A 24,114-nucleotide genomic window follows, 5' to 3' on the forward strand; every position below is an offset into this window, starting at 1 on the left:
AGAAACCGGGTCATAGGTAAAGGTGAAAGCTGCAATGGTCTGGTCCAGGAAATTCTTCTCCGTAAACAGGGAGGTCAGGTTCGTTGAATCAATTTCAGGAGACAGAAATTCCCTGACCAGCTCATCAATATCCTCAATTTTGAGCCAGGCTGAATCAGTCCGGTTGTTTATAGTGGTGTATTTAAGCGGATTGATACCGGCTGTCTTGATCTCGTATACCTGTCCTTTGATATAATTTGTTACAGGAAAAAACTGCTGCTTTTTGATAGCTTCTTTTCCTCCTTTTTAACGTCTGTACCGGATGGATCGGAGCAGGCTGCCAAAAGAAGCATGGCAGAAAAGCAAATAAGAAAATGTCTCATTTTTCAAAATTAAATGTAATGCATGGTATTGCAAAACCCTTTACCCAAAGGGCAATATGAAGAACGCAACAATCTATGCCAGATTGTTGCGTCGTATTTGAAGCATGCGAAAAATAAGTCAGGTCAAAAACCTTTTACAAGGCCGATCTTAAGACCTACAGCGTATGGTTTTTCGATCAATGCTATATCCTTGCGGTAAGTTGAATATACCTGGTAGCGGACCTGTGGGCCCACCCGGAGGCTGTAAGCACCAAACTTGTAATTCATGAATGTCTCAAATCCCAGGTTCAGGTTCCAGTTCCGGATGGAGGAAGGATCCGAAACATAATTTTTAAGATCGGAGGATATCAGGTGTGCATTGCCGCCAAATATATAAGATGGCTGAACGGTTGCTCCCGCAAACCATTCTACATTCCTGTGGCTGGATAATTTATAAGCCAGCCCAACCGGTATTGATACCTGGTACGTGCGGTTATGCAAGGTTACAGGCTGCAGCGCATTATTATCATAAGCGTTTGCGATGGTAGATGTACGGGGCGCCGGGTAAGAATAACCGGTAGCGGGATCTGTCAGTAAAATAGATGTCAGGATCGGGTGATTGGTCTGGTCGGCATTGATGTTATAACTTGTATAGTTAAACTGTATACCTGCCTTCAGCCTGAGGTTTTTTGCAAAAGCATACGATATACCTGCACCGGCTTCAATTCCCAATCCGGGTTTCTGACTGATCGATTTATTGATATCACCTGTTGTTGCAAATGGCGCCGCAGAACCTTTGGAGTCCGTGGTTAGTTTCCGGTAATTCACAGCCGGTGTGGCATAAAATTCGTAATCTAAACGGCTTTTCCATTTACTGCCCGCTGGTTTGTTCTGCAAGGCAAAATTCTCGATCCAGGATTTTTCCTGCTGCTTATCGGTATTAGTTTGCAGGCTGATGCTCTTTTCATCTGTATCAGCAACATGTTTGTCCTCTTTTTTCAGGCTGGCTGCATTTGTTCCTTCTACTGTTGTTTTTATGGAAGCAATGGCCTCCATGGTTCCGGTAATCTGTACAGCATCACGTTCATCTGTTTCTTCTTCGCCGGTTACTTTGGTTGTAGCAGGTGGGTTGATTACTTTCTGCATATCCTTGTTATCCGAAGTGGCTATGCCGGCAACCAATTGGTTTGAATTGTTGCTCTTGGCTAGTTCCTGAACAGGTTGCCTCCTGTTGTTGTTCCCCGGAACAGGGCTGGTTGCCAGAGATTTTTCAGAAGGAACGGAAATCAAGCCAGGTTCTTTCCCTGTCTCATTCTTTACCGGTGCCTGTGTAGTGAATGCACCAGGGCCGGTTAAAGTGTAATTGACGTTATTGGTATTTACCCGGTCTGAAGAATTTTTAGTGATTAAGTCCTTATTTTTTGATGCGTTGTTATCTGCGAGGGCTGATGATGATCTGCCTTTTCCGAATTTAGTATTGGCAGAATTGTCACTGGTATTCAGGTAGCCTACCAGCATCAATGAAGTGAAAAAGAGGATGCTTATAACATAAGATGGCCACCTGCGGCTGGGATGCAGGTTATTGTAGATGCTATGCCATACCCGTTTGGATGGATACATCCTGAACTGATCTGCCTTTTCCTTGATCAGTTGCTCAAATTCATCTGTGTAATAATTGCTCTCCATTTTTCAAAAACATAATAGTTATTGGTAATGTCCTTGTCAGGGACCTGTTCAACCAGTCTAACCCGGCGAAACTGCTCCAAAAAAAGTTGTTTTTTTCTGCGGCTTCTGAATGATCTTTTTCCTGATCAATATCTCCTCCAGCATGGCCTTTGCCCTTGTATACTGGCTACGGCTGGTGCTCTCCTCAATATCCAGCATGTCTGCAATTTCCTTATGCGAATAACCTTCAATGGCATACAGGTTAAGCACGGTCCGGTATCCCAACGGCAGGGTTCGTATGCATTCTACCACCTGTTTTGCCTGCATGATGGAAGGGATCATCTCTTCTTTTACATGAACACTGTTTGCATGTATAATGTCCACACTTTCGGAAAACTTCTTGTTCTTTTTAAGAATGTTGATACAGGTATGAACAATGATCCTTCTTATCCATCCTTCCAGTGCACCCTCGTTCCTGTATTGATGTATCTGCGTAAAAACCTTGATGAAACCTTCCTGCAGCATATCTTCTGCATCCTCCCGGTTTTTGGCAAAACGATAGCAAACACCCAGCATCCTGGGGCTAAAACGGTTGTACAATGCCTCCTGTGCAGTGGCATTATTCCTTATACACCCGGCCAGCATGAGCTCTTCGGTCATTGTTATGCTTAGTTTACCCTATAAATGTAGACAAAATCTATTGATAATATGCTGCTTTCCTTAAAAGATAACCAGCATTTTTAACATGTAAGACCGGCAAATGTCAATAACCAAAAATATATGCAAATAATATTATGTATTCTCCTTTATGCATCTTTACTTATCGGAACTTTATTAAAAATAAGAGCCGCAATTTATTGCGGCTCTTATTCCTTTTCGATGTTAAGTAAGGCGGTTATAACATGGCCCTTAAACCTATTATCAGATTACTGCCTGCTGCAACAATGCCAGATGAATAAGGCCTGTAACGTTGATTCGTAACATTTTCCCAACCTGCTGTAATCAGCAGGTTTTTCGTTAATTGATAGGACGTCTTAAAATTAAGCGTGTACCATGCCGGTGAGTACGGTTTACCATTGGCGTCTTTGGCATATATATCCGTTTTTGCCTGTTCAGATGGAGCAAGATCCTCATTTTTTATTTTACTGTTATAATAGGCGGAAGCTTCCACATACAGGTTTTTATGGCGGTACTTCAGTAAAGTACTTCCATAGAATGGTGGAGCATGCCGTAGTGCTACCTGCTCATTTTTTGTATCGTCCGTTTCTTTCCCCCCGATCCAGTTTGCATGGGTTTGTACCGATAATTGCCCGGTAAAGTAATATTCAGCACTGCCCTGAAAACCCCAAACAGTAGCTTTTGCAACATTTTGCAAAGCTTCGACCCTGCTTTTAACCCCATCAAAATCTATACTGTCCTGTCCGTTAAATGTTGTGGGGCGGCGTACGATAGCATCATTCAGTACCGTATAGAAAGCATTCAGCTCTAAACGGAATTTCTGAATAATGTTTTTTATTATACCTATTTCAAAATTCCACGCATATTCGGCTGTCAGGTCAGGATTAGGTACTGTTATATTGCCCGGTACACTTTCAAACAGTTTACCAATATCATCCACATTTGGCATACGATAACCGGTTGAAATATTACCATTGAGCTGCCAGGTTTCTGCAGGACGATAAACCAAGCCCATATTACCGGTAAAAGCGCCCTCTTTTATTTCTGCTTTATTATACGGGAACTTTATAAAGCTAGTATCAAAAACTGCGTTGAGGGTATTGTAGCTGTAACGCAAACCGGTCGTAAAAGTAAATTTCGGTGTGAAATTGATCTTGTAGCTGCCATAAATGCCCAAAGTGTTCCAGGTGCTTCCATCGGGATAGCGGCTTACAAACGGCGTTGTTTGATTTGTAGAAATATTAATTCTTTCACCCGTAGATCCTACTTTGTTATGAACATATTCCAGGCCATAAAACAATTCTCCTTTACCCGGTTTTTTAGCAGCATCCAGGTTAATACTTACTGCATTTACTTTTTCTGCCTGGATATTACGGTTGTTGTTTGCTCTTGTTCTGTCAATACGGCTTTCATCGTAATTCTGGTAGGCAATGGTAAGCCGGGCATCATTATAAATGGCCGTTTTCTTGCCGTGCAGCACCTGCAGGTTATGCATCCTCCAAAGCATGGGTCCGTAGTTCCATTCTGCAAATCTCAGTTTCCCGTTTCTATACTGTACTAACCTGTCATACCTTGGTGCTTCTCCTGTTCCGGCATAGGTAAAACTATATTGTAAGTCCAGGTGCTCAGTGGGTTTAAAACGTACTTTCTGTAAAAAATTAACCTGGTTGTAACCACTAAATCGCTGTACCCTTGGATCCGGATTTTTTACAATGCTGTCCACTCCATTGATCCTTTCTATGTATTCCGGGCGTAAATAGCTGTCCTGGCCACCATTTTTCCCCATTTTCAGATCATCAAATTTGCTGTAACTGAAGGAGGAAAGGAATGACCATTTTTTCAGCCCAAGATTCATATCTGCATGAAATGTATTTTCCTTATTTGCCGTGGAATAGCGGGCCAATGCACTGCCTGTAACCAATACCTTCTTCTCTTTGGCAAAACGGGCTTCCAGCGTGTGAAAATCCATGACCCCTCCGATGGCGTCGCTGCCATAAATTAAAGAGCCCGGACCAAAGATCACTTCGGCGGTTTGTGTACTTAAAGCATCTATACTGATTATGTTTTGCAGGTTACCGCTGCGGTAAATGGCATTGTTCATACGCACCCCGTCAATGACCAGCAATACACGGTTGGTGGCAAAACCACGTATCATCGGGCTTCCGCCACCCAACTGGCTTTTTTGGATAAAAACAGTTCCTGTTTGTGCAAGAAGGTCTGCTGAAGTTTGCGGATTATTCCGCAATATCTGGGTCTTTGTGATTTTTGTAATCTTATTGGGAACCTCATTTAACTTCTGTTCCCATTTGCTTGCAGAAATAACAACCTCTTCAAGATCGATTTGGTTTTTGACAGTGTCCTTGGTATTTACTTTTTCCTGTGCAGAACTGACCAACGTGATAAATAGGACCGCCAGTGATATAAATATCCTGTTCATGTAAATCGGTTTAATGTAATAAAATGATCAGCACTATGCAAACGGCATGGTGATGCGCAGGCAGCTTGCGGTGGCCTGGCGATGAAAGAAGCGTATCAAGACTTTGGAGGAGGACTAAGGGAATAGGAGCGTGCAGAAGGAATCATTTCATCAAACAGATAATACTGCTGTGAAATAAATCTCCAGGTTCCTTCGTAGGTGATTTCAGCGGGATTCATAAAGAACGGAAAAAATAGAAAGGGTATTACCAGGTTATTGAAAGGATTGCCGGATTTATTTTTGTGACGGGCAAGTTCTACTATACGTTTTACCAGTTTATCTTCTTTATGATCGAAAAAACCTGTAAGAGATGTCTTGTTGCCTGCTGTTTTAAAAGATTTGACATCAAATAATTTTCCATCAAGCAGTATTTCTTTTCCAGGTTTTACCCAATAAGTATTTTCCGTGCTAACAATAACGGTTTGCAATATCTCTTTATCAAACCTTGCATTTCTCTGCAATTGTACGATCTTTTGTTTTACAAGGATTACTACAGTAAAAACGAGGGGCAATGTAATAAGCAGTACCAATCCAAAAGTTGATATTTTTTTGAAGCCCTGGTGCATACGCGAAAAGAAACAAAGTTAGTACTATTTCTTTCGCTCTAAACTATCGATCGGGTAATGGGCTTTCATTGTATCCCTCACGGCATTCACCCAGTTGGCAAGGGTAAGCTTCTGTTGATCACTCAATTTGGCGTCTTTGTGTATCCACAAGTAGGAGTTTAGTGGCATCTCGTTCTCTTTGACCAGTTCATTTATTTCTTCGAGTTTTCTGTATTGCCGCCTTGGCCTGTACGAGGCAAATTCAGAGAAATTCAGATCCTTTTTCCCATCTTGTACATGATCATTCAGCCACCAGGCTACCGGCTGAACCTCTGCATACCAGGGATAAACCGTATTGTTGCTGTGACAATCGTAACAACTTGTTTTAAGAACAGACTGAACATCTTCCGGTACGGCATACAAGGTTGTGATGTCATTTTTGCTCATGCCTTCGGCTTTGTTTTTAGCCGGTCTGAAAAACTGGATAACGATGAATGCAAGTAGTAACACAAAGAACAGTCGTTTAAAGATCTTTTTCATTGCTTAGTTTTTATCAATTAATATTTCGCCGGTCATCACTTCCGGAACCGGCAGGTTCATCAGTTGCAAAATAGTGGGGGCAATATCTCCTAATTTGCCCGGATTGATCTTGCCCTTCCAGTTCTTATCAATGATAAAGAACGGGACCGGGTTTAAGGTATGTGCCGTATTGGGAGTGCCGTCTTCATTAATGGCATAATCTGCATTGCCGTGATCGGCCGTCAGGAAAACGGTATAGCCATTTTGCAAGGAAGCGGTAACCACTTTTTCAACACATTGGTCAACAGTTTCCACCGCTTTGATGATGGCATTCCAAACGCCTGTATGTCCCACCATATCTGCATTGGCATAATTGAGGCAGATAAAATCAGCAGACTTGTCATTTATCTCTTTCACGATCGCATCGGTTACTTCAAGGGCGCTCATTTCCGGCTGCAGGTCGTACGTGGCTACTTTCGGCGAAGGGATCATGATCCGCTTTTCCCCTTTGAACGGCACTTCCCTGCCCCCGCTGAAGAAGAAACTTACATGCGGATACTTCTCCGTTTCTGCTATGCGTATCTGGGTTTTATTGTTTTGCTCCAGTATCTCACCCAGGGTATTCCGCAGGTCATCATTTTCAAAAACCACGTGTACGTTTTTGAATGTCTGGTCATACTGGGTCATGGTGGTATAATGCAGGTTCAGTTTCTGCATACCCGATTCGGGTTTATCGGACTGGGTAAGTACCTCGGTGATCTCCCTGCAGCGATCGGTACGGAAGTTAAAGCAGATCACCACATCATCATTCCGGATCCTGGCATCTGGTATATTTTTGTTGATGACCGGTCTTATGAACTCATCCGTAACACCGTTCTCATACGACCTGTTTACGGCAGCCAGGATATCATCACTGCTTTCACCCATTCCATTCACCAATGAATCATAAGCTATCTTTACCCTTTCCCAACGCTTATCCCGGTCCATGGCATAATACCTGCCGGTTATGGTAGCAATGCTTCCGGCTGTTTTGGCCAGGTGGTCCTGCAGGTCTCTTAAAAAGCCCAGCCCGCTTTTGGGGTCGGTATCCCTTCCGTCGGTGAATGCATGCACCAATACATTACCTTGTCCTTCTTTAGCGCAGAGACCTGTCAATGCCTTTACATGATCAATATGCGAATGCACACCGCCATCACTTACCAGCCCGATCAGGTGAAGTGTTTTTCCATTTTGTTTTGCAAAGCGGATGGCATTCAATAGCGATGCATTGTTGGCGAATTCACCACTGCGTATGGCAACATTGATCCGCTGCAGTTCCTGGTACACAATTCTTCCGGCACCCAGGTTGAGATGCCCTACTTCACTGTTTCCCATCTGCCCATCTGGCAGTCCAACGGCTTCGCCACAGGTCACCAGTGTTGTATTAGGATATTTCGCATATAAGGAATTCACAAAGGGGGTATTCGCATTTTGGATGGCATCGCTGCTTTTTACCTTTCCCAGACCCCATCCGTCCATAATTATCAATATAACTTTCTTATCTTCCATTTCGTAAAACTAAAAGATTTGCAGCTAAGTACAATTGATTCTTGTCATATGGGTATAAAATGCCCGTTTTCACCGCAATTTTAACACAGGTTGGCACGTTTTTAGCCAAATTTCTGGCGACAAAAACCTTTGGAATATGAGACAATTTTTTACACTACTGGTTCTTGGCACGTTGATCAGTTCTTTCACTCTTTTTTCCAGTATTGATGAGGTGATCGGTGCAATGAAGGCAGGAAATGCTTCAGAGGTGGCTAAGTTCTTCGATAATACGGTGGAGATAAATATGCCTGAAAAAAGCAACAGTTACAGCCGCAGCCAGGCTGAACTTGTTTTAAAGGATTTCTTTGCTGTTAATTCCGTAAAAAGTTTCGACGTGCTGCATAAAGGCGAAAATTCAGGCTCGCAATATTGCATTGGAACACTGGTCACGCGGAACGGATCATTCCGTACCACCATCTTCATGAAACAAAAAGGCGATAAGCAATTGTTGCAGGAAATAACTTTTGAGAATAAATAAGCCGTTGAAAATATTTTTTACAAACCCCGGAAGTCCGGGGTTTTTCTTTTGTGTTCTTCCTTAGCTTTGTTGTTATGGATACTAACCAGCAACTGGAACAGTTGATAAAAAATGCCCTGGCAGAAGATATCGGCGATGGCGATCATTCCACCCTTGCCTCCATCGACCCCGGCACGGAGGGGAAAGCCGTTTTGAAGATCAAGGAGGATGGTGTACTTGCCGGCATGGAAGTGGCTGAAAAGATATTCAGGCACATGCAACCGGATATCGTGTTTACGCCGCATAAAAAAGACGGGGAGGGAATGATGTATGGCGAAAAGGCATTTGAGGTACATGCAAAAGTGCATACCATTTTGCAGTGCGAAAGGCTGGTGCTGAACTGTATGCAGCGCATGAGCGGCATTGCCACACTCACCCGGACCTATGTTGATAAATTAAAAGGGTATAAAACCCGTTTGCTGGATACAAGGAAGACGACGCCCAACTTCCGCCTGCTGGAAAAAGAAGCAGTGCGGATCGGGGCGGGGTGAACCACCGCTTTGGGCTGTATGACATGATCATGCTGAAGGACAACCACATTGATTATTGCGGCGGCATTGAAAAAGCCATTGACAAAGCATACGATTATATCCAGGCAAAAAAACCGGGATTAAAAATAGAAGTGGAGACAAGGAACCTGGATGATGTGCGGAAAGTAATGGCGGTGGGTAAAGTGAACCGCATCATGCTGGACAATTTTACACCCGAACAAATTACCGAAGCATTAAAAATGATCGGTGGTAAATACGAAACAGAAGCCAGCGGGGGGATCCATTTAAAAAATATAGAATGGTATGCTGCCACCGGGGTTGATTTTATTTCAAGCGGCGCCATCGTTCACCAGGCAAGGAGCCTCGACCTGAGCCTGAAAGCTGTAATCATTTAGATCATGTCAAAGAAAAAACTTACCTCATTCGGCGGATTGGTTTATTCAACTGACCCCAACTTTAAACTGCCGGAGAAGGACAGCAAGGAGCTGCAAACACCTGAGCGGGCGCAACAGCAGCTACGGATAATACTCGATACAAAACACCGGGCCGGTAAAGCCGTTACACTGGTTTACGGCTTTACCGGTACCCATGCTGACCTGGAGGAACTGGGAAAAAAATTAAAATCATTTTGCGGAACAGGCGGCACCGTAAAAGAAGGAGAAATAATCGTGCAGGGAGATCACCGGGAAAAAGTATTGCAATGGCTGCTTAAGAATGGATATAGATCTGCAAAAAGGGTATAAACGAACCGTATTTATTCTGAAGATATTTCCCCTATACTCAGCGCCCCGCTCGGGCATTTTTTCACCTGCTCCATGATCCGTTGGGTATCGGCCTGGCTCATATCGATCCATGGCCTTCTGCGGGGGTCAAATACTTCCGCAAGGCCTTTAAAACAAATGCCGGAGTGAATGCATACCTCCGGTTTCCAGATGACCGTTATTTCCCCGTTGCTGTACTGATGTGTTCTTAAAGGCATTGCAACATGTTTTAACAGTGATGTAGTATGTAATTTACAACAAAAAGCAGATTTTAGTGTTACTTTTACGGGCATCGCAAACGTACAGCATGATCTCTAAAATATCAGAAGGTATAACCATCAGTGTGGAAACATACTATCAGCCTGATTACAGCAATCCGGTGAACAGCGAGTATATGTTTGCCTACCGCATTACCATTGAAAATAATAATGCTTTCCCGGTAAAACTTTTACGCAGGCACTGGCATATTAACGACAGCAATGGCAGTACAAGGGAAGTGGAAGGGGAAGGTGTTGTAGGCGTTCAGCCACAAATAAATCCCGGGGAGTCTTATCAATACGTCAGTGGATGCAACCTTCGCTCTGAGATCGGGAAGATGAACGGAACCTACCTTATGGAAAATATAAATAATAAGAAAACATTTCATGCGGTAATTCCCGCTTTTGAAATGTGTGCACCATTCAAACTGAATTGAATTTAACCTTTTCTGTACCGTTTTTTGGCTTACCTTTAACCATCGGCCTGAGGCCAGTTTTATCACATCCCTGTGTAAGCTTTTCGTTCAGTTATTAAAGAATCACTCTAATCAACCATCAAGGTATTATGGCAAAAATCACATTTTCAAACCGCAACAATGATTTTTATCAGAGTTTGAAATCTTCCGTAGAAGAATATTTTGTTGCAAATAAGATCCAAAAGACCGGCGACTGGAGATTATTCAGTAAAACAATAATACTCGTAAGCGCTGCCATTGCCATGTATGCAATACTGATGGCAGGTTCGGTAAACCCGGGGGTGGCACTATTGATATGTATGGCGCTGGGATTTACACTGGCGTCCATCGGCTTTAGCGTAATGCACGATGCCAATCACGGCAGTTATTCCACAAAACCTTTGCTCAATGATTTACTTGGCCTGAGCCTGAATGCCATGGGAGCCAGTTCTTATTTCTGGAAACAGAAACACAATATCATCCACCATACCTACACCAACGTGGATGGCATTGATGATGACATTGCCAAAAGCCCCATCATCCGCCAGTGCGAATCTCAAAAATGGGTACCGGCACATAAGATCCAGCATTTGTACCTGCTCCCGGTATATTCTTTGTCAACCATCTTCTGGATATTCATCATGGATTTTAAAAAATATTTTTCCCATAAGATATATACAACCGATGCCTGGACAATGACTACAAAAAATCATATCATTTTCTGGGCTACAAAGATCTTATACCTCTTTTTTTATGTTGCCCTTCCAATCGCTGTCTGGGGATTTTTACCCTGGCTGGCCGGATACATGGCCCTTAATGTAGTAATGGGATTAACCCTTTCCCTGGTGTTTCAACTGGCGCACGTGGTTGAGAATACCGAGTTTGAGCATGTGCCACTGGATGAGACAAAGCACATTGAAACAGCCTGGGCAGAGCACCAGGTGAAAACCACCGCTAATTTTGCCATGGGAAATAAGCTCATTTCCTGGTTTGTTGGCGGATTGAATTTCCAGATCGAACACCATCTTTTCCCAAAGGTCAGCCATATACATTATCCCGCCATCAGCAAAATCGTGATGCAGAAATGCAGGGAGTTCAATTTACCCTATAATAAATACGATACCCTTTCGGATGCGGTGGCTTCCCATTTCCGGGTAATGAAATACCTTGGAAAAAGACCTGCCCAGGAATTTCACCAGGTAAAAGCAGCATAATTACGGTTTGTATTTTGCCTGCTGGAAAATGGTTTCAGCATCCGTTGCCATCAGTTTTTCCAGGCTGTATCCGGGGTTCTTCTTCATGAATTTTTTTACGATCTGCCATCCGGCAAAGCTGCCGATATTTCCCGGTGATGCTTCGCCGAGTTCCTGCGTTTTTGGACCTTCTCCAATATAATTTTTGATGATGTTGTTATCGATGGTCTGTAAGAAATTATTCTGAACAAACAGGTCCCAGACAGCCGCTTCATGTTCATATACCCCCCTCAACTGATCTTCTGAATACCCGATCAGTTTATATTCTTCGGTGCCTGGTAACAACCTGGTCAGTAAATAAAGCCGTTTCCCTTTCTCCACCATCTGTTGTACCAGGGGTTTGTCTTCCATCTTCTCGGGGTACAATCGGTCAACAATATTTTTCATGCAGTTCACGGCAATATGATCGGGCGTAAAGCGGCGGCTGATATAATCGGGGTAGGTTTCCTGCACCAGGGCAGACCGGTACAGGGTAAAGTCCTTTCCCAGGTGATGGTGAAGCCCGATAATGATCTCATCGTCGGAGAGGATATCGCCATAACCATCCAGCGGACCAATATAAGTGATGATCTTTTCAGGCATTTTGTATGAAGGGAAATAATATTTTACAAACTGTAATGCCTTTGCTAATTCCTTCTCATAGGGTCCAAAATCTTTAAAAACAATTTGTGCCGTATCATACACCTGTTTGTATGCCCGGATGAAACCAGCAACGTAATTTTCCGTGGTATCTGCAGACCATTTGGGGTCGCAGTTTAAAATGGTGGACAGGAAATTCTCACCGAATGAAGGATACTTTGCCTGCAACAGGTCCAGGTTGGCTGAAAAATTCACCGTATCCAGGGTAAACAGGTCCTGTTCAAAACGCTGGGTGCTTAGTTCAATTTTGGTGCCTGATACATCGGGTGTTTTGTCGCCTCTGTTACAGGCGATAACAGCCAGGGAAAGGCAAAACAGTGCAACCATTATTCTCATTTACTTAATTTAACTTTACAAATAAATACATTCATTTCTAAACACAAAGTTAAGCCCCTTCGGGGTTTGGGTTATGAAGATTTTCCTGGCACAGCAAAACTATCACATCGGCAATTTTGAAAGCAATGCGCAAAAGATCATCTGTGCCATTGACGAAGCAAAAAGGCAGGGGGCTGACCTGGTCGTATTCAGCGAGCTGAGTGTTTGTGGATATGCCCCCCGTGATTTTTTGGAGTTTGATGATTTTATCAATAAGAGCTATGCGGCTATTGATGAGATAAAACTGCATGCTGATACGATCGGGGTGCTGGTTGGGGCGCCGGACCGTAACCCGGTGAAAGAAGGAAAAGACTTATTCAATGCAGCATTCCTTTTGTATGAAAAGGAAGTAAAAGGCATTGCACATAAAACCTGTTTACCCAACTACGATGTGTTTGACGAATACCGCTATTTTGAGCCGGCCTATGAATGGAATGTGATGGAATTTAAAGGAAAGAAACTGGCCGTGACCATTTGTGAAGATATCTGGAACCTGGGGGATAACCCCATGTACCGCATTTGCCCGATGGATGAACTGATGAAACAGCAGCCGGATGTGATGATCAACTTATCCGCCTCGCCCTTTGATTATACGCATGATGAGGACCGCAAGGCAACCATTAAATCAAATGTTGCCAAGTACAAACTGCCCCTGTTTTACTGCAATGCGGTTGGCAGCCAGACCGAAATTGTTTTTGATGGGACTTCCCTGGTATTTGATAAGGATGCCAACCTCTGTGGCCAGCTTCCTTCCTTTCAGTCATCCATGCAATCTTTTGTTTTGAATGATGATGGTACCATTGGGGCTCCCGTGCTTGAACCGGCCGGCAGGCTACCGGACAAAGAACTTAACCCCGCAGCCCTGGAAGAGGACCTGAACATCGCCATGGTGCATGATGCCATTGTGATGGGCATCCGGGATTATTTTTCCAAGATGGGGTTCAGCAAGGCCATCGTCGGCAGCAGCGGCGGTATTGACAGTGCTGTTACCCTGGTGCTTGCCTGTACAGCCCTGGGTAAAGAAAATGTGAGAGCGGTTCTAATGCCTTCGCAATTTTCAACTCCTCATTCCGTGAATGATGCGGAGCAGCTAAGCCTGAACCTGGGTAATCCCTATGATATCATCCCCATCGAAAATATTTACAACAGCTTCCTGGAAGAATTGAAGCCGGTTTTTAACGCCATTCCATTCGGCATAGCCGAGGAAAATATACAAAGCCGCACCCGGGGGAACCTGCTGATGGCCATTGCCAATAAGTTCGGGTATATTTTGTTGAACACTTCCAATAAAAGTGAACTGGCTACCGGGTATGGAACGCTTTATGGTGATATGGCCGGGGGTCTTGGCGTGCTGGGCGATTGTTACAAGCAGCAGGTATATGCAATGGCAAAATATATGAACAGGGATGCAGCGGTCATTCCGGGTAATATCATCAGCAAAGCACCCAGCGCCGAATTAAGACCAGGTCAAAAAGATTCTGATTCCCTTCCTGATTACGGCATACTTGATAAGGTACTGTACCAGTACATCGAAAGAAGGCAGGGTCCGAATGAGATCAAGGCACTGGGTTTTGATGCAGCCCTGGTTGACCGGGTTTTGCGCATGGTGAACATAAATGAATACAAGCGCAACCAGTTTTGTCCCATCATCCGTATTTCGCCCAAGGCATTTGGAGTGGGAAGGAGGATGCCGATCGTAGGGAAGTACCTTGGATAAATTGATCAAAATTCCTTTTTTAATCCCTTTTCCACCACGAATTTCCTGAAGTAAAGTACGTTTTCCCGTTTGCTTTCAAACTCGATCATTTCCGTAATATCTTTTTGCGAAAACCCGGTGGGATAACATTTGATCGATTCCATTGCTTTTTGTTCATCTTCCTGTGTATAGTGGACAGCTACATTAAAGTATTGATCATCCGCATAACGTACCCAGCCATCCCCATCTGCTTCCTGCGTCTTCGTCCAGCCAAAGTAATAGAGTGGATATTTTTCAACCCAACCTTCCCTTAATAATAATTCCGTGACCAGGCTTCCCACAATAATATGTTCGGGATGGCCATATTCTCCTTCGGGTCCAAAACTGATAACCAGGTCTGGTTGCAACTGCGTGAATAGATATTTGATTTTTTCTTTAAACCGGTTGCCGGTTTCTACGGCTGCTCTTACACCATCTTTCTCCCCATATTTCCTGTCCATACTGGTGAACGAAAGAGAAACAGGGGGCATGATCCCTAATTTTTCACAGGAGCATTTTATTTCTGCCTGTTTGAATTTTTCCAGGGAATCGGGTGCAGTAGCCGAAAACCTGGAGTCGTTTTTAGCTCCTGTCGCATAAGCAATGTATACACGGTCTCCCAGCCTTGCATGTTTAGACAATACAGCACCAAAACCTGTTTCATCATCAGGGTGAGCAACAATGACCAGGATGGTCTTTTGTTTTTTTGCCTGTGAAAACCCGGGGATGCCTATCAGCACGAGAATAACGAAGGCTATATACTTTTTCATTGTTGATGATTGACCGGTATACAGTGAATGATTATATCTTTTCCACCACCACTGCCGTTCCATAAGCCAGCACTTCCGTAACGCCGTTCATTACTTCATTTGCATCATAGCGCATATTGATGATGGCATTGGCGCCCCGTTCATTGCCATGCTGGATCATCAGCTGGTAGGCTTCCTCCCTTGTTTTTTCACAGAGCTCCGAATAGATGGAGATCTTGCCTCCCACCAGGGTTTGAAAACCACCGGCAATATTGCCGAATATGCTCCTGCTGCGTACGGTGATACCCCTTACCAGCCCAAGTTGCCGGGTGATGCGGTATCCTTCCAGCATGGTTGATGTGGTTATTAGTTGTTGTTCTATCATGATAAAAAGTTTTATGGAAGTTAAGCCATTTTAACAAAGTTTTTCCCCCTTCTCTAAAACGGCAAAATATTTGTTGAGCCATAGTTCGTACTTTGCGACCTCACCCAAATCCCTCCTGAGCGGAGTCGAAGGAAGGAGAGGATAAAACCGAAGATTAAAACCGAATTATGGCTCAAACATCTGAAGACATCCGGCTGCTGAATGAAAAAATTAATCACGCTTCCGGGTTTGTTACACGTATCAATGATGAATTAAGTAAAGTGATCGTTGGCCAGCAGGGCATGATCGAACGGTTGCTGATCGGCCTCTTAAGCAATGGCCATGTGCTGCTGGAGGGCGTGCCGGGGCTGGCAAAGACCTTGTCTATCAAATCCCTTGCCCAGGCCGTTCATGCCAACTTCAGCAGGATACAGTTCACGCCCGACCTGTTGCCGGCCGACGTGGTGGGTACCATGATCTACAACCAGGCTAAGAATGAGTTCATGGTTCGTAAAGGGCCCATTTTTTCAAATTTTATCCTGGCCGATGAAATTAACAGGGCCCCGGCCAAAGTACAAAGTGCACTGCTGGAAGCCATGCAGGAAAGGCAGGTAACCATCGGTGAAACAACCTATAAGCTGCCCGAACCATTTTTGGTATTGGCCACCCAGAACCCGATCGAGCAGGAGGGTACGTATCCTTTACCGGAAGCACAGGTTGACCGGTTCATGCTGAAGGTAGTGGTTGATTATCCTACAAAATCAGAAGAGCAACTGATCATCCGTCAAAATACCTTGGGGCTAACCCTTGCAGCAATACACCCGGTAGCCTCCACCAGTGAAATTCTAACTGCAAAGGAACTGGTGCGCAAGGTTTACCTGGATGAGAAAGTGGAGAATTATATCCTGGATATTGTCTTTGCCACCCGTTTCCCGGATAAATACAACCTGCCGAAACTCAAACCATTGATCGGTTTCGGTGGTTCACCAAGGGCCAGCATCAACCTTGCCCTCGCAGCCAAGGCCTACGCTTTCCTGAACAGCCGGGCCTATGTTATTCCGGAAGATGTGCGGGGTATTTGCAAAGATGTGCTGCGTCATCGTATTGGTTTGACATACGAAGCAGAAGCAGAGAATGTGAATGTGGAACAGATAATAAATGAAATACTGAGAGTTGTGAATGTACCTTAAAAGCCCCCTAAATCCCCCAAGGGGGACTTATAAGCAGTAAAACTATTTATGAAACTTTTTAATTAATCAGGGTCTAAAAGCTACCCCTTCGGGGTTCTCTGAAAAGAGAACGAACGCAGTTCAGGAGGGCTGAACAAACATGCTGACAACAGAAGAGATACTAAAGAAGGTGCGTGAACTTGAAATAAAAAGCAAGAAGATCACCACGCATTTATTTACAGGGGAGTATCATTCTGCCTTTAAAGGAAAGGGAATGAGTTTCCGGGAGGTGAGGGAATATTATGCGGGGGATGATGTCCGTTTCATTGACTGGAATGTAAGCGCCCGGTTCAGCCATCCTTTCACAAAGTTTTTGAAGAAGAAAGGGAGTTGACCGTGATGTTACTGATCGATACCAGCGCCAGTAATTTATTTGGAACAGTGGCTAAACAGAAAAAAGACCTGATCGTGGAAATGGCCGCTGTACTTACATTCAGCGCCGTCAGCAATAATGATAAGGTAGGCTGTATCTTTTTCAGCGATAAGATGGAAAAGTATATTGCTCCCAAAAAGGGGCGCCAGCATGCGCTGTACATCGTAAGGGAATTGCTTACCGTGGAGGCAACAAAAAAAGGCACCAACCTAGATGATGCCATTAAATTTTTCAGCCGTTCGGTAAAACAACGGAGCATCGCTTTCGTGTTGAGCGATTTTATTGCAACCGGTTATGACGATGACCTGAAAGTGATCGGAAATAAGCATGATGTGATCGGCATACGGGTTTATGACAAAATGGATATGCAGTTGCCCGATGCGGGACTGCTGCAGGTGCAGGATGCGGAGACGGGCAAAACAAAATGGATCGACAGCAGCAGCGCCCTGGTGCGGTATAATTACCAGCAGCATTTCATGCAGCAAAGCGAAGCCAGCAAGAATTATTTCCGGAAGGCGGGGGCAGAACTGCTGCATGTGCGTACGGACGACGACTATGTAAAGATCCTGCAGAAATTTTTTATTAAAAGAAGCTGATACGGAAGATAATGCTGAAAAGGAAAATTTTATCTATCGGGTTAACCACTTGTTTTTCTCTTTTGGCATCTGTTTGCTTCTGCCAGCCAGTTCAGACCATCACAGATAAAAACAATATCCTTATTGGCGAACAGGTAACGCTGAAAATAAAAGCAACTCTGCCTCCAGGGTTCAGCGGACAGATCAAATGGATCCCGGTACCCGATTCCATTCCGCATTTTGAGATCATTGATGCCGGTAAAACAGACACCGTATCTTACAGGGATGATTCAAAGACCATCGAGCAAACGCTTATCTTTACAAGTTTTGATTCAGGTAAATGGGTCTTTCCTTCTTTACCATTTTCCTTATCTCAGTCACAATTACAGACTGATTCGTTTGCAATAAATGTTTCCTATTCTCCGCCAGACAGCACCAGCCAGCTTCGGGACATAAAGCCCATCATCAACGTATCTGTTACCGGTTATACCCTGTATTACATTATTGGCGGGGCCATTTTGTTATTGTTGTTCGCCTTCCTGCTTTACAGATACCTGAAGCGGAAAAGGAAGGAGAACCCGGAGATCTCTGTATCTAAACTTTCAGCGTATGACGAAGCGATGGCAGAAATGAGCAGGTTGCAAACGTTCAACCTGCTGGAAGCGCCTGGCATTAAACTGTATCATTCCGGGCTGGCAGATATTTTTAAAAGGTACCTCAGCCGTAAGCAGCAGAAAAACCTCCAGGTCAAAACCACCGGTGATCTTTTGATACGGATGACAGAAGGCGGCATGTCCGGCGAGAATGTCTCCAGCCTGGCAACCGCCCTTCGATGCACCGATGCGGTAAAGTTTGCAAAATATTTACCCGGGGTAGCAGAATCTGAAGACTGTCTGAAAAAAATAAAGTCGGCAATTGATCTGATAGAACATCAAACCACAAACCACAAACCATAAACCACCTTGCTCTTTAACTATTTTAAAAATATAAGTTTTGGCCACCCCTGGTTCTTTGCATTGCTGGTTTTGGTGCCGGTACTTATCTTTTGGTATGTCCGGAAGGGCAACGCCAGGCAGGGTTCTGTAATTATTTCCGATGCCTCAGCGCCGGGCCTGTCTTCCTGGAGAAGCAGTTTACGGCATTTGCCTTTTATGCTCAGGTTGTTGGCTGTTCTGTTCATTATTGCAGCCATGGCAAGGCCTCAAACGATGTATGAAGAACAGAATGCAGAAGGGGAAGGACTGGACATTGTTCTATGCATAGATGTAAGCGGAAGCATGACGGCACAGGACCTGACGCCTAACCGGTTGGAGGCAGCCAAGACAGTAGCCATTGATTTTGTAAATAAACGGCTCACAGACCGGATCGGGATCGTTATCTTTTCCGGAGAAAGCTTTACCCAGTGTCCCATCACCACCGATCACCGCGTGCTTATTTCTGCCATTGAAAATATCCGCAATGGTTTACTGGAAGATGGAACAGCCATCGGTTCGGGCCTGGGTACCAGTGTTGACCGCCTGCGCAGCAGCAAAACAAAGAGTAAGATCGTTATCCTGCTGACCGATGGAGAAAATAACGGTGGATTGATCGATCCGCAGACCGCCAAGGAAATAGCCAAGGCATTCCAGGTAAAAGTATATACCATTGGGGTTGGTACTGATGGGTATGCCCCCCAGCCGGTGAATACGCCCATGGGAGTGGTGATGCAACAGGGAAAGGTCTCTATTGACGAAAAACTGCTGAAAGAGATCGCAGCGGAGACGGGAGGCAAATACTTCCGGGCAAAAGATAATGAAGGTCTTGCCGGCATTTATACCGAAATAGACCAGTTGGAAAAATCAAAAGTAGAGATCAGCACCCGTACCCGGTACACGGAGAAGTTCTTTCCGTTTGTTATCGCAGCGCTTGCTTTTCTTTTTTTAGAGATGGTATTGCGTTTTACTGTTTTCAGGAAATTCCCATAGCTGGTCTGACATCCCCTGGCCATGGGTCAGGCATTTCATAGCAGCAATTCATTTTAATTGCTGAAACCTGACTGCGGCAGGCAGGTTCGTGTAATTCGTGTAATTTGTGTTCCATGAATGCCATAGTATATAAAAGCACGGGTAGCTGGTACATTGTGAAAGATGGATCCGGCAAGCAGTACACTGCCCGTATCCTGGGAAAGTTCAAAATAGAAGGGTTTACCAGCACCAATCCAATTGCCGTTGGCGATAAGGTTACAATTGAAACGGAGAATGAACTGGAAGATTCAGTGACCATTACCGAGATCGCAGACCGGAAGAACTATATCAACCGTACTTCACCGGCCAACAAACACCAGCATCACATCATCGCTTCCAATTTAGACCAGTCGCTTTTATTTGCCACGCTGAAAGACCCTAAAACATCGCAGGGATTTATTGATCGTTTCCTGGTCGCATCCGAAGCGTATCATGTGCCTGCGGTCATTGTATTCAATAAGGCCGACCTGTATAAGAAAAAAGAACTGGAAAAATTTGCTGAACTGAGGGCCACTTATGAAAAGACCGGTTATACCGTATTGCTGACGAGTGTGGAAACCGGAGAAGGGATCGAAGCGGTAAAAGCATTGCTGAAGGATAAGGTCACCCTGCTGAGCGGCCACTCCGGCGTGGGCAAATCATCTTTTATCAACAAGGTATTTCCTGAACTGAATATTAAAACACAGGATGTAAGCGGGTGGAGCGGCAAGGGCCTGCACACAACAACCTTTGCTGAGATGTTTGACCTGCCGGGAGGGGGAAAGATCATTGATACTCCGGGAATAAGAGAGCTGGGGCTGGTGGATATTTCAAGACAGGAACTTTCACATTACTTTCCGGAAATGAGGGCTTTGATCAACAACTGCCAGTTCAATAACTGCATGCACCTGAATGAGCCGGGTTGTGCGGTAAAAGCTGCCGTGGAGGAAGGGGCCATTCACATTGACCGTTATATCAGCTACTGCAATATCCTGGAAACGATCAATGAAAAACACTATTGATCAGAAGACCCGGTGCTCAAGGAAATGTGCTACTTCCATTACCACATTGTTGTTCCTGGAAAGATTCTTTTTCTGCTGCGGGTAAATGCTTACCCCGTTGAAGATATTATAATGCAACGTGAGAAACTGTCCCCGGTACTGGAAATCCCAATCCAGCGTTTCCGCATCATCAACCTGGTTCAGAAATTTAACTTTGAGGTCTTTGGCCAGTGTATTGGCAATGGCGTAGAATTTTGAAATGCCGCAGTTGTCGTCAATAACAGCTTCGGTACAGCCATTGGTGGTTTTCAGTTCGTAGCACATAGAGGTATAGGTTTTTTAAGATAAAATACTGGATTGCCGGAATACTACTACAGGTAACGAATGCTTACCTCTAGTTTGGTTGTAAACTCTTTCTCCCCTTATACTTTGCTTTCTTCTCTGCCTTGATTGATTTTTCGTCCCCTGCCAATATCTTTTCAGCACCAACATTTCTTCCGTTGGTGGGGCAGCCATATTTTTCCTTTTTGGTGAATATGCGGCTGATGAAGCAGCCATTCAGCATAAAAGAAGCGCAGATAAAAAGTAACAGTATCTTTTTCATGTTTTAAAGATAACTATTTTGTTGAATGATTTGAATAGCCCCGTTACCACTTCCTCCTCCCCAGCTGGTGGAAAGCTAGAGGGGGTCCTTGAACCACCCGCTGTATGTCACATAATTATTGGCTATCCGGTCAATTTCGCCGCTGATCAGTTCGGGGCTTATGTCTTTTACCTTTCTGGCAGGAACCCCGGCATAGATGCTTCCCGGCTCCACCCGGGTGTTTTCCAGTACCACCGCCCCGGCAGCTATGATGCTGTTGCTGCCAATCACCGCATGGTCCATCACAATAGCGCCCATACCTATGAGCACATTATCCTCTATAACGCAGCCGTGTACGATCGCATTGTGTCCGATACTCACATTATTTCCGATGAGGGTGCCGGCTTTCTGGTAGGTACAGTGTAGGATGGCCCCGTCCTGCACATTCACTTTGTTGCCCATGCGGATGATGTTCACATCACCCCGGATAACGGCATTGAACCAGGCACTGCAGTCATCCCCCATCAGCACGTCGCCAATAATGCTGGCATTGGGCGCTATAAAGCAGTTTTTACCAAAGCGGGGCAAGATCCCTTTTACCGGAAGAATTACAGGCATGATCGTTTATTTATGTATGAACCCTGCTAAAGCAGGATCTTGTTAAAAAGTAATTCCGAACAGCACATACGATTGCAGCCTCCTGCTCTGGTCGCTGTACATGGCGCTTAACTCCAGCGGACCGATGGGAGTACGGTATGCGAAAGTGAGCGCATAACCGGTAAGGCCTGAAATGCTTGATGTGCCTGTGATAAAGTCTTTGACCAAACCATTAACACGGCCTATCAGGTAAAAATTATTGACCGGGTTGTACCGCAAACCCAGTTGTAAAACCCCCACGCTGGAAGAATGGAGCGTTGCTTCCTGTAAACCGGCAAATTTTACCTGGTTACGGAAGCTGCCGTTGATACCACCGATCAGGAAATCATTGAGTTCATTGCTGTTGCTGGTGAAATTGATGCCTGCCTGCAGCCCGGTAAAGAAATTGAATTTTGAATTCAGTGCAGCAAAGATGGTCCCGTCAAAATAAAGCCGGCTGTAGTCATCAAAATTCAGGTTGCCCGGGATTGGCTGACCGTTCTCAAGCTGGGTGATCCGGGGCTTTTGGTTATATACATGTGCCAGTTCCATATTCAGTTTCATTCCCTTGGTAGGGTAGAAGATCTGGTTGAGGCTGTTGTATTTGAGGAATGCATAACTTTTAAAGTTGGTGAAATTTCCCTTAATCTCTGATGCTGAACGGATGGCAGGACCAAAGTGAATATACTCGAATGCGGTGCCAATGCCCGCCGCTACTTTATTGTTGCCGCTGTTTTGGAAATTGAGATAGGTCTGGGAATAATTCTGTTTGTATGAACCATCTGCTTTGAAGTTGGTGTACGAATTGATCTCCTGGTTGTCGAGCCGGAAACCAAGCTGGAATGCGATATTCTTTATACGGCCCAGGTACTGCAGGTGTTCAGCTTCTAATTGTATGCTCTCTCCCAATGAAAGGGAGACCATGCTTCTTGAATTGGGTATGAACAGGTCACGGGAGGTCAGGTTCAGGTTTACATTGATGCCCCGGAAACGGGTGTAATACAGGCCTGCTTTTACATGGGTGCTTGGGTTTTCTTCCACGTTGAAAATGATCGAGGCAGTGTCGGCACTGGAATGATCAAGGGTATAGTTAATATTGTTGTAATAGCGTGAGCCATATGCCCGGCGGATGCTCTTATTTATCTGTGCTGCGGTATAGGTGCGGTTATCGTCAAAATTCATCAGGTGAGCCAGGAAAATGGCGCTTGTTTTTTTCAGGCCGGTAACTTTATAACCGGTAATGAAAACGGTATGGGCATTGATCGAATCTGATCTTTCTGGTTCATTGCCAGCCAAGGCATTGATGCTGTCAGCCAGTTTTTTAAAGACCGTATAATAGGAACGGCCGGCTTCCAGCCCTTCGTCTAAAATGATGCCGCTGCTGCCAAAACTGCCCATGTTGTATTTTTCAAGCGGCATGTAGATGTAATAATTGGTCAGCGGGATCTCTTCCTTAAAATCACCTGCTTCCTTGAAAAAAGCCATCTGCAGGATAACATCGATGGGATTGGTTATTTTTTCTTTTGCCGAAAGGCCGGTACTTACGTTGCTGCCGATCACGATGTCGGCCCCCATTTCCTTTACATTCTTAACCGGGAAATTCCTTACCACGCCGCCATCCACCAGCCTTTTGTCGCCGATATTCACCGCCGAAAAAATAGAAGGGATCGCCATGGTTGCCCGAAGCGCAGTGGTGATGTTCCCGGTATCCAGCACAACCAGGTTCCCGGTTTCCAGGTCGGTGGCCATGCACTTAAAAGGTATTTTGAACTGGTTGAAGTCCCGTACATCCGAAACATGGAAAAACAGTTCGGAGAATTTCATGTTCAGTTCCTGTCCTTTAATAACACCTGTTTGCAGACTGATCCTGTTATTTACATAGGGCAGTTCAATGGCAAACCGGCTGTACTGTTCCTTTTCCTCCACCGAAAGGGTACGCAGTGATATCTGGTTGCCGAATAACTGGTCCCAGTCAATTTCACGGGCTATTTTTTCTATTTCATTGCCACTGTAACCAACTGCATACAAGGCGCCAAGGATGCCCCCCATGCTTGTGCCGGTAATGTAATCCACTTTCAGGCCGGCGCTGTCAATGGCTTTCAAGATGCCGATATGCGCCAACCCTTTTGCTCCCCCGCCGCTGAGGGTAAGCCCGATCTTAGGGCGTAGCTTTTCCTGTGCATGCATGGAGGAGGCAAAAACAATGAGACAAAGAAGGGAAAGAAGAAATTTCATCAGGTAATTTATTAAAAGGCAGGTTTTAATGGTACAAATTACGAACTAAGGGCTTTTGTATTTATGGTGAAAAGTTAATTATTTCCTTTTAAA

General features: G+C 44.7%; 23 protein-coding genes and 2 pseudogenes. 11 read left to right on the forward strand and 14 right to left on the reverse strand.

Annotation, left to right across the window (positions count from 1 at the left end; translation table 11 throughout):
* Nucleotides 1-485: 485 nt before the first annotated feature.
* The 6 genes from IPJ02_11910 to IPJ02_11935 all read right to left on the reverse strand — a co-directional run bounded on the left by IPJ02_11910 (nucleotide 486) and on the right by IPJ02_11935 (nucleotide 7,772).
* On the reverse strand, nucleotides 486-2,027 hold the full coding sequence (locus tag IPJ02_11910) for an outer membrane beta-barrel protein (GenBank protein ID MBK7376232.1): 1,542 nt from the start codon (nucleotides 2,025-2,027) through the stop codon (nucleotides 486-488).
* Between the two features lie 57 nt (nucleotides 2,028-2,084).
* Entirely contained in the window at nucleotides 2,085-2,666 is a 582-nt protein-coding gene (locus tag IPJ02_11915) for a sigma-70 family RNA polymerase sigma factor (GenBank protein MBK7376233.1), read from the reverse strand.
* A gap of 235 nt (nucleotides 2,667-2,901) precedes the next feature.
* Entirely contained in the window at nucleotides 2,902-5,121 is a 2,220-nt protein-coding gene (locus IPJ02_11920; GenBank protein MBK7376234.1) for a TonB-dependent receptor, read from the reverse strand.
* Nucleotides 5,122-5,216: 95 nt separating this feature from the next.
* On the reverse strand, nucleotides 5,217-5,621 hold the full coding sequence (locus IPJ02_11925) for a hypothetical protein (protein ID MBK7376235.1): 405 nt from the start codon (nucleotides 5,619-5,621) through the stop codon (nucleotides 5,217-5,219).
* A gap of 129 nt (nucleotides 5,622-5,750) precedes the next feature.
* A complete protein-coding gene (locus tag IPJ02_11930; protein MBK7376236.1) occupies nucleotides 5,751-6,236 on the reverse strand; it encodes a heme-binding domain-containing protein in 486 nt (161 codons plus the stop codon).
* Between the two features lie 12 nt (nucleotides 6,237-6,248).
* Nucleotides 6,249-7,772, reverse strand: coding sequence for a 2,3-bisphosphoglycerate-independent phosphoglycerate mutase (locus IPJ02_11935; protein ID MBK7376237.1), 1,524 nt, complete (start codon nucleotides 7,770-7,772; stop codon nucleotides 6,249-6,251).
* 136 nt (nucleotides 7,773-7,908) lie between these two features.
* Here IPJ02_11935 and IPJ02_11940 point away from each other — a divergent pair, with 136 nt between their 5' ends.
* From IPJ02_11940 to IPJ02_11950, 3 genes and pseudogenes are all read left to right on the forward strand, one after another.
* The gene (locus tag IPJ02_11940; GenBank protein ID MBK7376238.1) at nucleotides 7,909-8,289 is read left to right on the forward strand and encodes a DUF4783 domain-containing protein; all 381 of its coding nucleotides are present in this window, start codon (nucleotides 7,909-7,911) and stop codon (nucleotides 8,287-8,289) included.
* Nucleotides 8,290-8,363: 74 nt separating this feature from the next.
* A pseudogene (gene nadC / locus IPJ02_11945) lies at nucleotides 8,364-9,214 on the forward strand (carboxylating nicotinate-nucleotide diphosphorylase).
* Nucleotides 9,215-9,217: 3 nt separating this feature from the next.
* Nucleotides 9,218-9,562 carry a translation initiation factor gene (locus IPJ02_11950; protein ID MBK7376239.1) on the forward strand — a complete coding sequence of 115 codons (345 nt, stop codon included), beginning with the start codon at nucleotides 9,218-9,220 and terminating at the stop codon, nucleotides 9,560-9,562.
* 11 nt (nucleotides 9,563-9,573) lie between these two features.
* On the opposite strand, the gene IPJ02_11955 is transcribed toward IPJ02_11950, so the two are convergent.
* Nucleotides 9,574-9,798, reverse strand: a complete 225-nt coding sequence (locus tag IPJ02_11955; GenBank protein ID MBK7376240.1) for a (4Fe-4S)-binding protein — start codon at nucleotides 9,796-9,798, stop codon at nucleotides 9,574-9,576.
* Between the two features lie 89 nt (nucleotides 9,799-9,887).
* Here IPJ02_11955 and apaG point away from each other — a divergent pair, with 89 nt between their 5' ends.
* Both apaG and IPJ02_11965 read left to right on the forward strand, forming a co-directional pair.
* Nucleotides 9,888-10,274: a Co2+/Mg2+ efflux protein ApaG gene (apaG, locus tag IPJ02_11960; protein ID MBK7376241.1), complete on the forward strand. Its 387-nt coding sequence runs from the start codon at nucleotides 9,888-9,890 to the stop codon at nucleotides 10,272-10,274.
* A 128-nt stretch (nucleotides 10,275-10,402) separates the two neighbouring features.
* Entirely contained in the window at nucleotides 10,403-11,506 is a 1,104-nt protein-coding gene (locus IPJ02_11965; protein MBK7376242.1) for an acyl-CoA desaturase, read from the forward strand.
* Here the strand turns inward: IPJ02_11965 and IPJ02_11970 are convergent, their stop codons facing one another.
* Entirely contained in the window at nucleotides 11,507-12,520 is a 1,014-nt protein-coding gene (locus tag IPJ02_11970; protein ID MBK7376243.1) for a hypothetical protein, read from the reverse strand.
* A gap of 73 nt (nucleotides 12,521-12,593) precedes the next feature.
* Between IPJ02_11970 and IPJ02_11975 the strand changes: the two genes are divergently transcribed.
* Nucleotides 12,594-14,276, forward strand: a complete 1,683-nt coding sequence (locus IPJ02_11975; GenBank protein ID MBK7376244.1) for an NAD+ synthase — start codon at nucleotides 12,594-12,596, stop codon at nucleotides 14,274-14,276.
* 5 nt (nucleotides 14,277-14,281) lie between these two features.
* Here the strand turns inward: IPJ02_11975 and IPJ02_11980 are convergent, their stop codons facing one another.
* Both IPJ02_11980 and IPJ02_11985 read right to left on the reverse strand, forming a co-directional pair.
* Complete coding sequence (locus IPJ02_11980) at nucleotides 14,282-15,064, reverse strand: PIG-L family deacetylase (protein ID MBK7376245.1); 783 nt, start codon at nucleotides 15,062-15,064, stop codon at nucleotides 14,282-14,284.
* A 31-nt stretch (nucleotides 15,065-15,095) separates the two neighbouring features.
* Nucleotides 15,096-15,428: a YbjQ family protein gene (locus IPJ02_11985; protein MBK7376246.1), complete on the reverse strand. Its 333-nt coding sequence runs from the start codon at nucleotides 15,426-15,428 to the stop codon at nucleotides 15,096-15,098.
* Nucleotides 15,429-15,595: 167 nt separating this feature from the next.
* On the opposite strand from IPJ02_11985, the gene IPJ02_11990 reads away from it, so the two are divergent.
* The 5 genes and pseudogenes from IPJ02_11990 (at nucleotide 15,596) to rsgA (ending at nucleotide 20,588) form a co-directional block, all read left to right on the forward strand.
* Entirely contained in the window at nucleotides 15,596-16,597 is a 1,002-nt protein-coding gene (locus IPJ02_11990) for a MoxR family ATPase (GenBank protein MBK7376247.1), read from the forward strand.
* Nucleotides 16,598-16,739: 142 nt separating this feature from the next.
* A pseudogene (locus IPJ02_11995) lies at nucleotides 16,740-17,605 on the forward strand (DUF58 domain-containing protein).
* Nucleotides 17,606-17,667: 62 nt separating this feature from the next.
* The gene (locus IPJ02_12000) at nucleotides 17,668-18,540 is read left to right on the forward strand and encodes a hypothetical protein (protein MBK7376248.1); all 873 of its coding nucleotides are present in this window, start codon (nucleotides 17,668-17,670) and stop codon (nucleotides 18,538-18,540) included.
* Nucleotides 18,541-18,546: 6 nt separating this feature from the next.
* Complete coding sequence (locus tag IPJ02_12005) at nucleotides 18,547-19,548, forward strand: VWA domain-containing protein (GenBank protein ID MBK7376249.1); 1,002 nt, start codon at nucleotides 18,547-18,549, stop codon at nucleotides 19,546-19,548.
* Between the two features lie 113 nt (nucleotides 19,549-19,661).
* A complete protein-coding gene (gene rsgA, locus IPJ02_12010; GenBank protein MBK7376250.1) occupies nucleotides 19,662-20,588 on the forward strand; it encodes a ribosome small subunit-dependent GTPase A in 927 nt (308 codons plus the stop codon).
* Here rsgA and IPJ02_12015 read toward each other — a convergent pair whose 3' ends face one another.
* The 4 genes from IPJ02_12015 to IPJ02_12030 all read right to left on the reverse strand — a co-directional run bounded on the left by IPJ02_12015 (nucleotide 20,589) and on the right by IPJ02_12030 (nucleotide 24,021).
* Nucleotides 20,589-20,891, reverse strand: a complete 303-nt coding sequence (locus tag IPJ02_12015) for a hypothetical protein (protein ID MBK7376251.1) — start codon at nucleotides 20,889-20,891, stop codon at nucleotides 20,589-20,591. It lies immediately after the preceding gene.
* A gap of 70 nt (nucleotides 20,892-20,961) precedes the next feature.
* On the reverse strand, nucleotides 20,962-21,171 hold the full coding sequence (locus IPJ02_12020; GenBank protein MBK7376252.1) for a hypothetical protein: 210 nt from the start codon (nucleotides 21,169-21,171) through the stop codon (nucleotides 20,962-20,964).
* 75 nt (nucleotides 21,172-21,246) lie between these two features.
* On the reverse strand, nucleotides 21,247-21,768 hold the full coding sequence (locus IPJ02_12025) for a gamma carbonic anhydrase family protein (GenBank protein ID MBK7376253.1): 522 nt from the start codon (nucleotides 21,766-21,768) through the stop codon (nucleotides 21,247-21,249).
* A 42-nt stretch (nucleotides 21,769-21,810) separates the two neighbouring features.
* A complete protein-coding gene (locus IPJ02_12030; protein MBK7376254.1) occupies nucleotides 21,811-24,021 on the reverse strand; it encodes a patatin-like phospholipase family protein in 2,211 nt (736 codons plus the stop codon).
* Nucleotides 24,022-24,114: the final 93 nt, after the last annotated feature.

The organism is Chitinophagaceae bacterium, from assembly GCA_016710165.1.
GTDB lineage: Bacteria > Bacteroidota > Bacteroidia > Chitinophagales > Chitinophagaceae > Ferruginibacter.

Excerpts from the sequence above, each read along its gene's own strand:
- IPJ02_11920 (MBK7376234.1), bottom strand. The coding sequence starts at position 5,121 with ATGAACAGGATATTTATATCACTGGCGGTCCTATTTATCACGTTGGTC.
- IPJ02_11910 (MBK7376232.1), bottom strand. The coding sequence starts at position 2,027 with ATGGAGAGCAATTATTACACAGATGAATTTGAGCAACTGATCAAGGAA.
- IPJ02_11970 (MBK7376243.1), bottom strand. The coding sequence starts at position 12,520 with ATGAGAATAATGGTTGCACTGTTTTGCCTTTCCCTGGCTGTTATCGCC.
- IPJ02_12030 (MBK7376254.1), bottom strand. The coding sequence starts at position 24,021 with ATGAAATTTCTTCTTTCCCTTCTTTGTCTCATTGTTTTTGCCTCCTCC.
- rsgA (MBK7376250.1), top strand. The coding sequence starts at position 19,662 with ATGAATGCCATAGTATATAAAAGCACGGGTAGCTGGTACATTGTGAAA.
- IPJ02_12015 (MBK7376251.1), bottom strand. The coding sequence starts at position 20,891 with ATGTGCTACGAACTGAAAACCACCAATGGCTGTACCGAAGCTGTTATT.
- apaG (MBK7376241.1), top strand. The coding sequence starts at position 9,888 with ATGATCTCTAAAATATCAGAAGGTATAACCATCAGTGTGGAAACATAC.
- IPJ02_11940 (MBK7376238.1), top strand. The coding sequence starts at position 7,909 with ATGAGACAATTTTTTACACTACTGGTTCTTGGCACGTTGATCAGTTCT.
- IPJ02_12025 (MBK7376253.1), bottom strand. The coding sequence starts at position 21,768 with ATGCCTGTAATTCTTCCGGTAAAAGGGATCTTGCCCCGCTTTGGTAAA.
- IPJ02_11985 (MBK7376246.1), bottom strand. The coding sequence starts at position 15,428 with ATGATAGAACAACAACTAATAACCACATCAACCATGCTGGAAGGATAC.
- IPJ02_11990 (MBK7376247.1), top strand. The coding sequence starts at position 15,596 with ATGGCTCAAACATCTGAAGACATCCGGCTGCTGAATGAAAAAATTAAT.
- IPJ02_11935 (MBK7376237.1), bottom strand. The coding sequence starts at position 7,772 with ATGGAAGATAAGAAAGTTATATTGATAATTATGGACGGATGGGGTCTG.
- IPJ02_12020 (MBK7376252.1), bottom strand. The coding sequence starts at position 21,171 with ATGAAAAAGATACTGTTACTTTTTATCTGCGCTTCTTTTATGCTGAAT.
- IPJ02_11950 (MBK7376239.1), top strand. The coding sequence starts at position 9,218 with ATGTCAAAGAAAAAACTTACCTCATTCGGCGGATTGGTTTATTCAACT.
- IPJ02_11965 (MBK7376242.1), top strand. The coding sequence starts at position 10,403 with ATGGCAAAAATCACATTTTCAAACCGCAACAATGATTTTTATCAGAGT.
- IPJ02_11980 (MBK7376245.1), bottom strand. The coding sequence starts at position 15,064 with ATGAAAAAGTATATAGCCTTCGTTATTCTCGTGCTGATAGGCATCCCC.
- IPJ02_11975 (MBK7376244.1), top strand. The coding sequence starts at position 12,594 with ATGAAGATTTTCCTGGCACAGCAAAACTATCACATCGGCAATTTTGAA.
- IPJ02_11915 (MBK7376233.1), bottom strand. The coding sequence starts at position 2,666 with ATGACCGAAGAGCTCATGCTGGCCGGGTGTATAAGGAATAATGCCACT.
- IPJ02_11955 (MBK7376240.1), bottom strand. The coding sequence starts at position 9,798 with ATGCCTTTAAGAACACATCAGTACAGCAACGGGGAAATAACGGTCATC.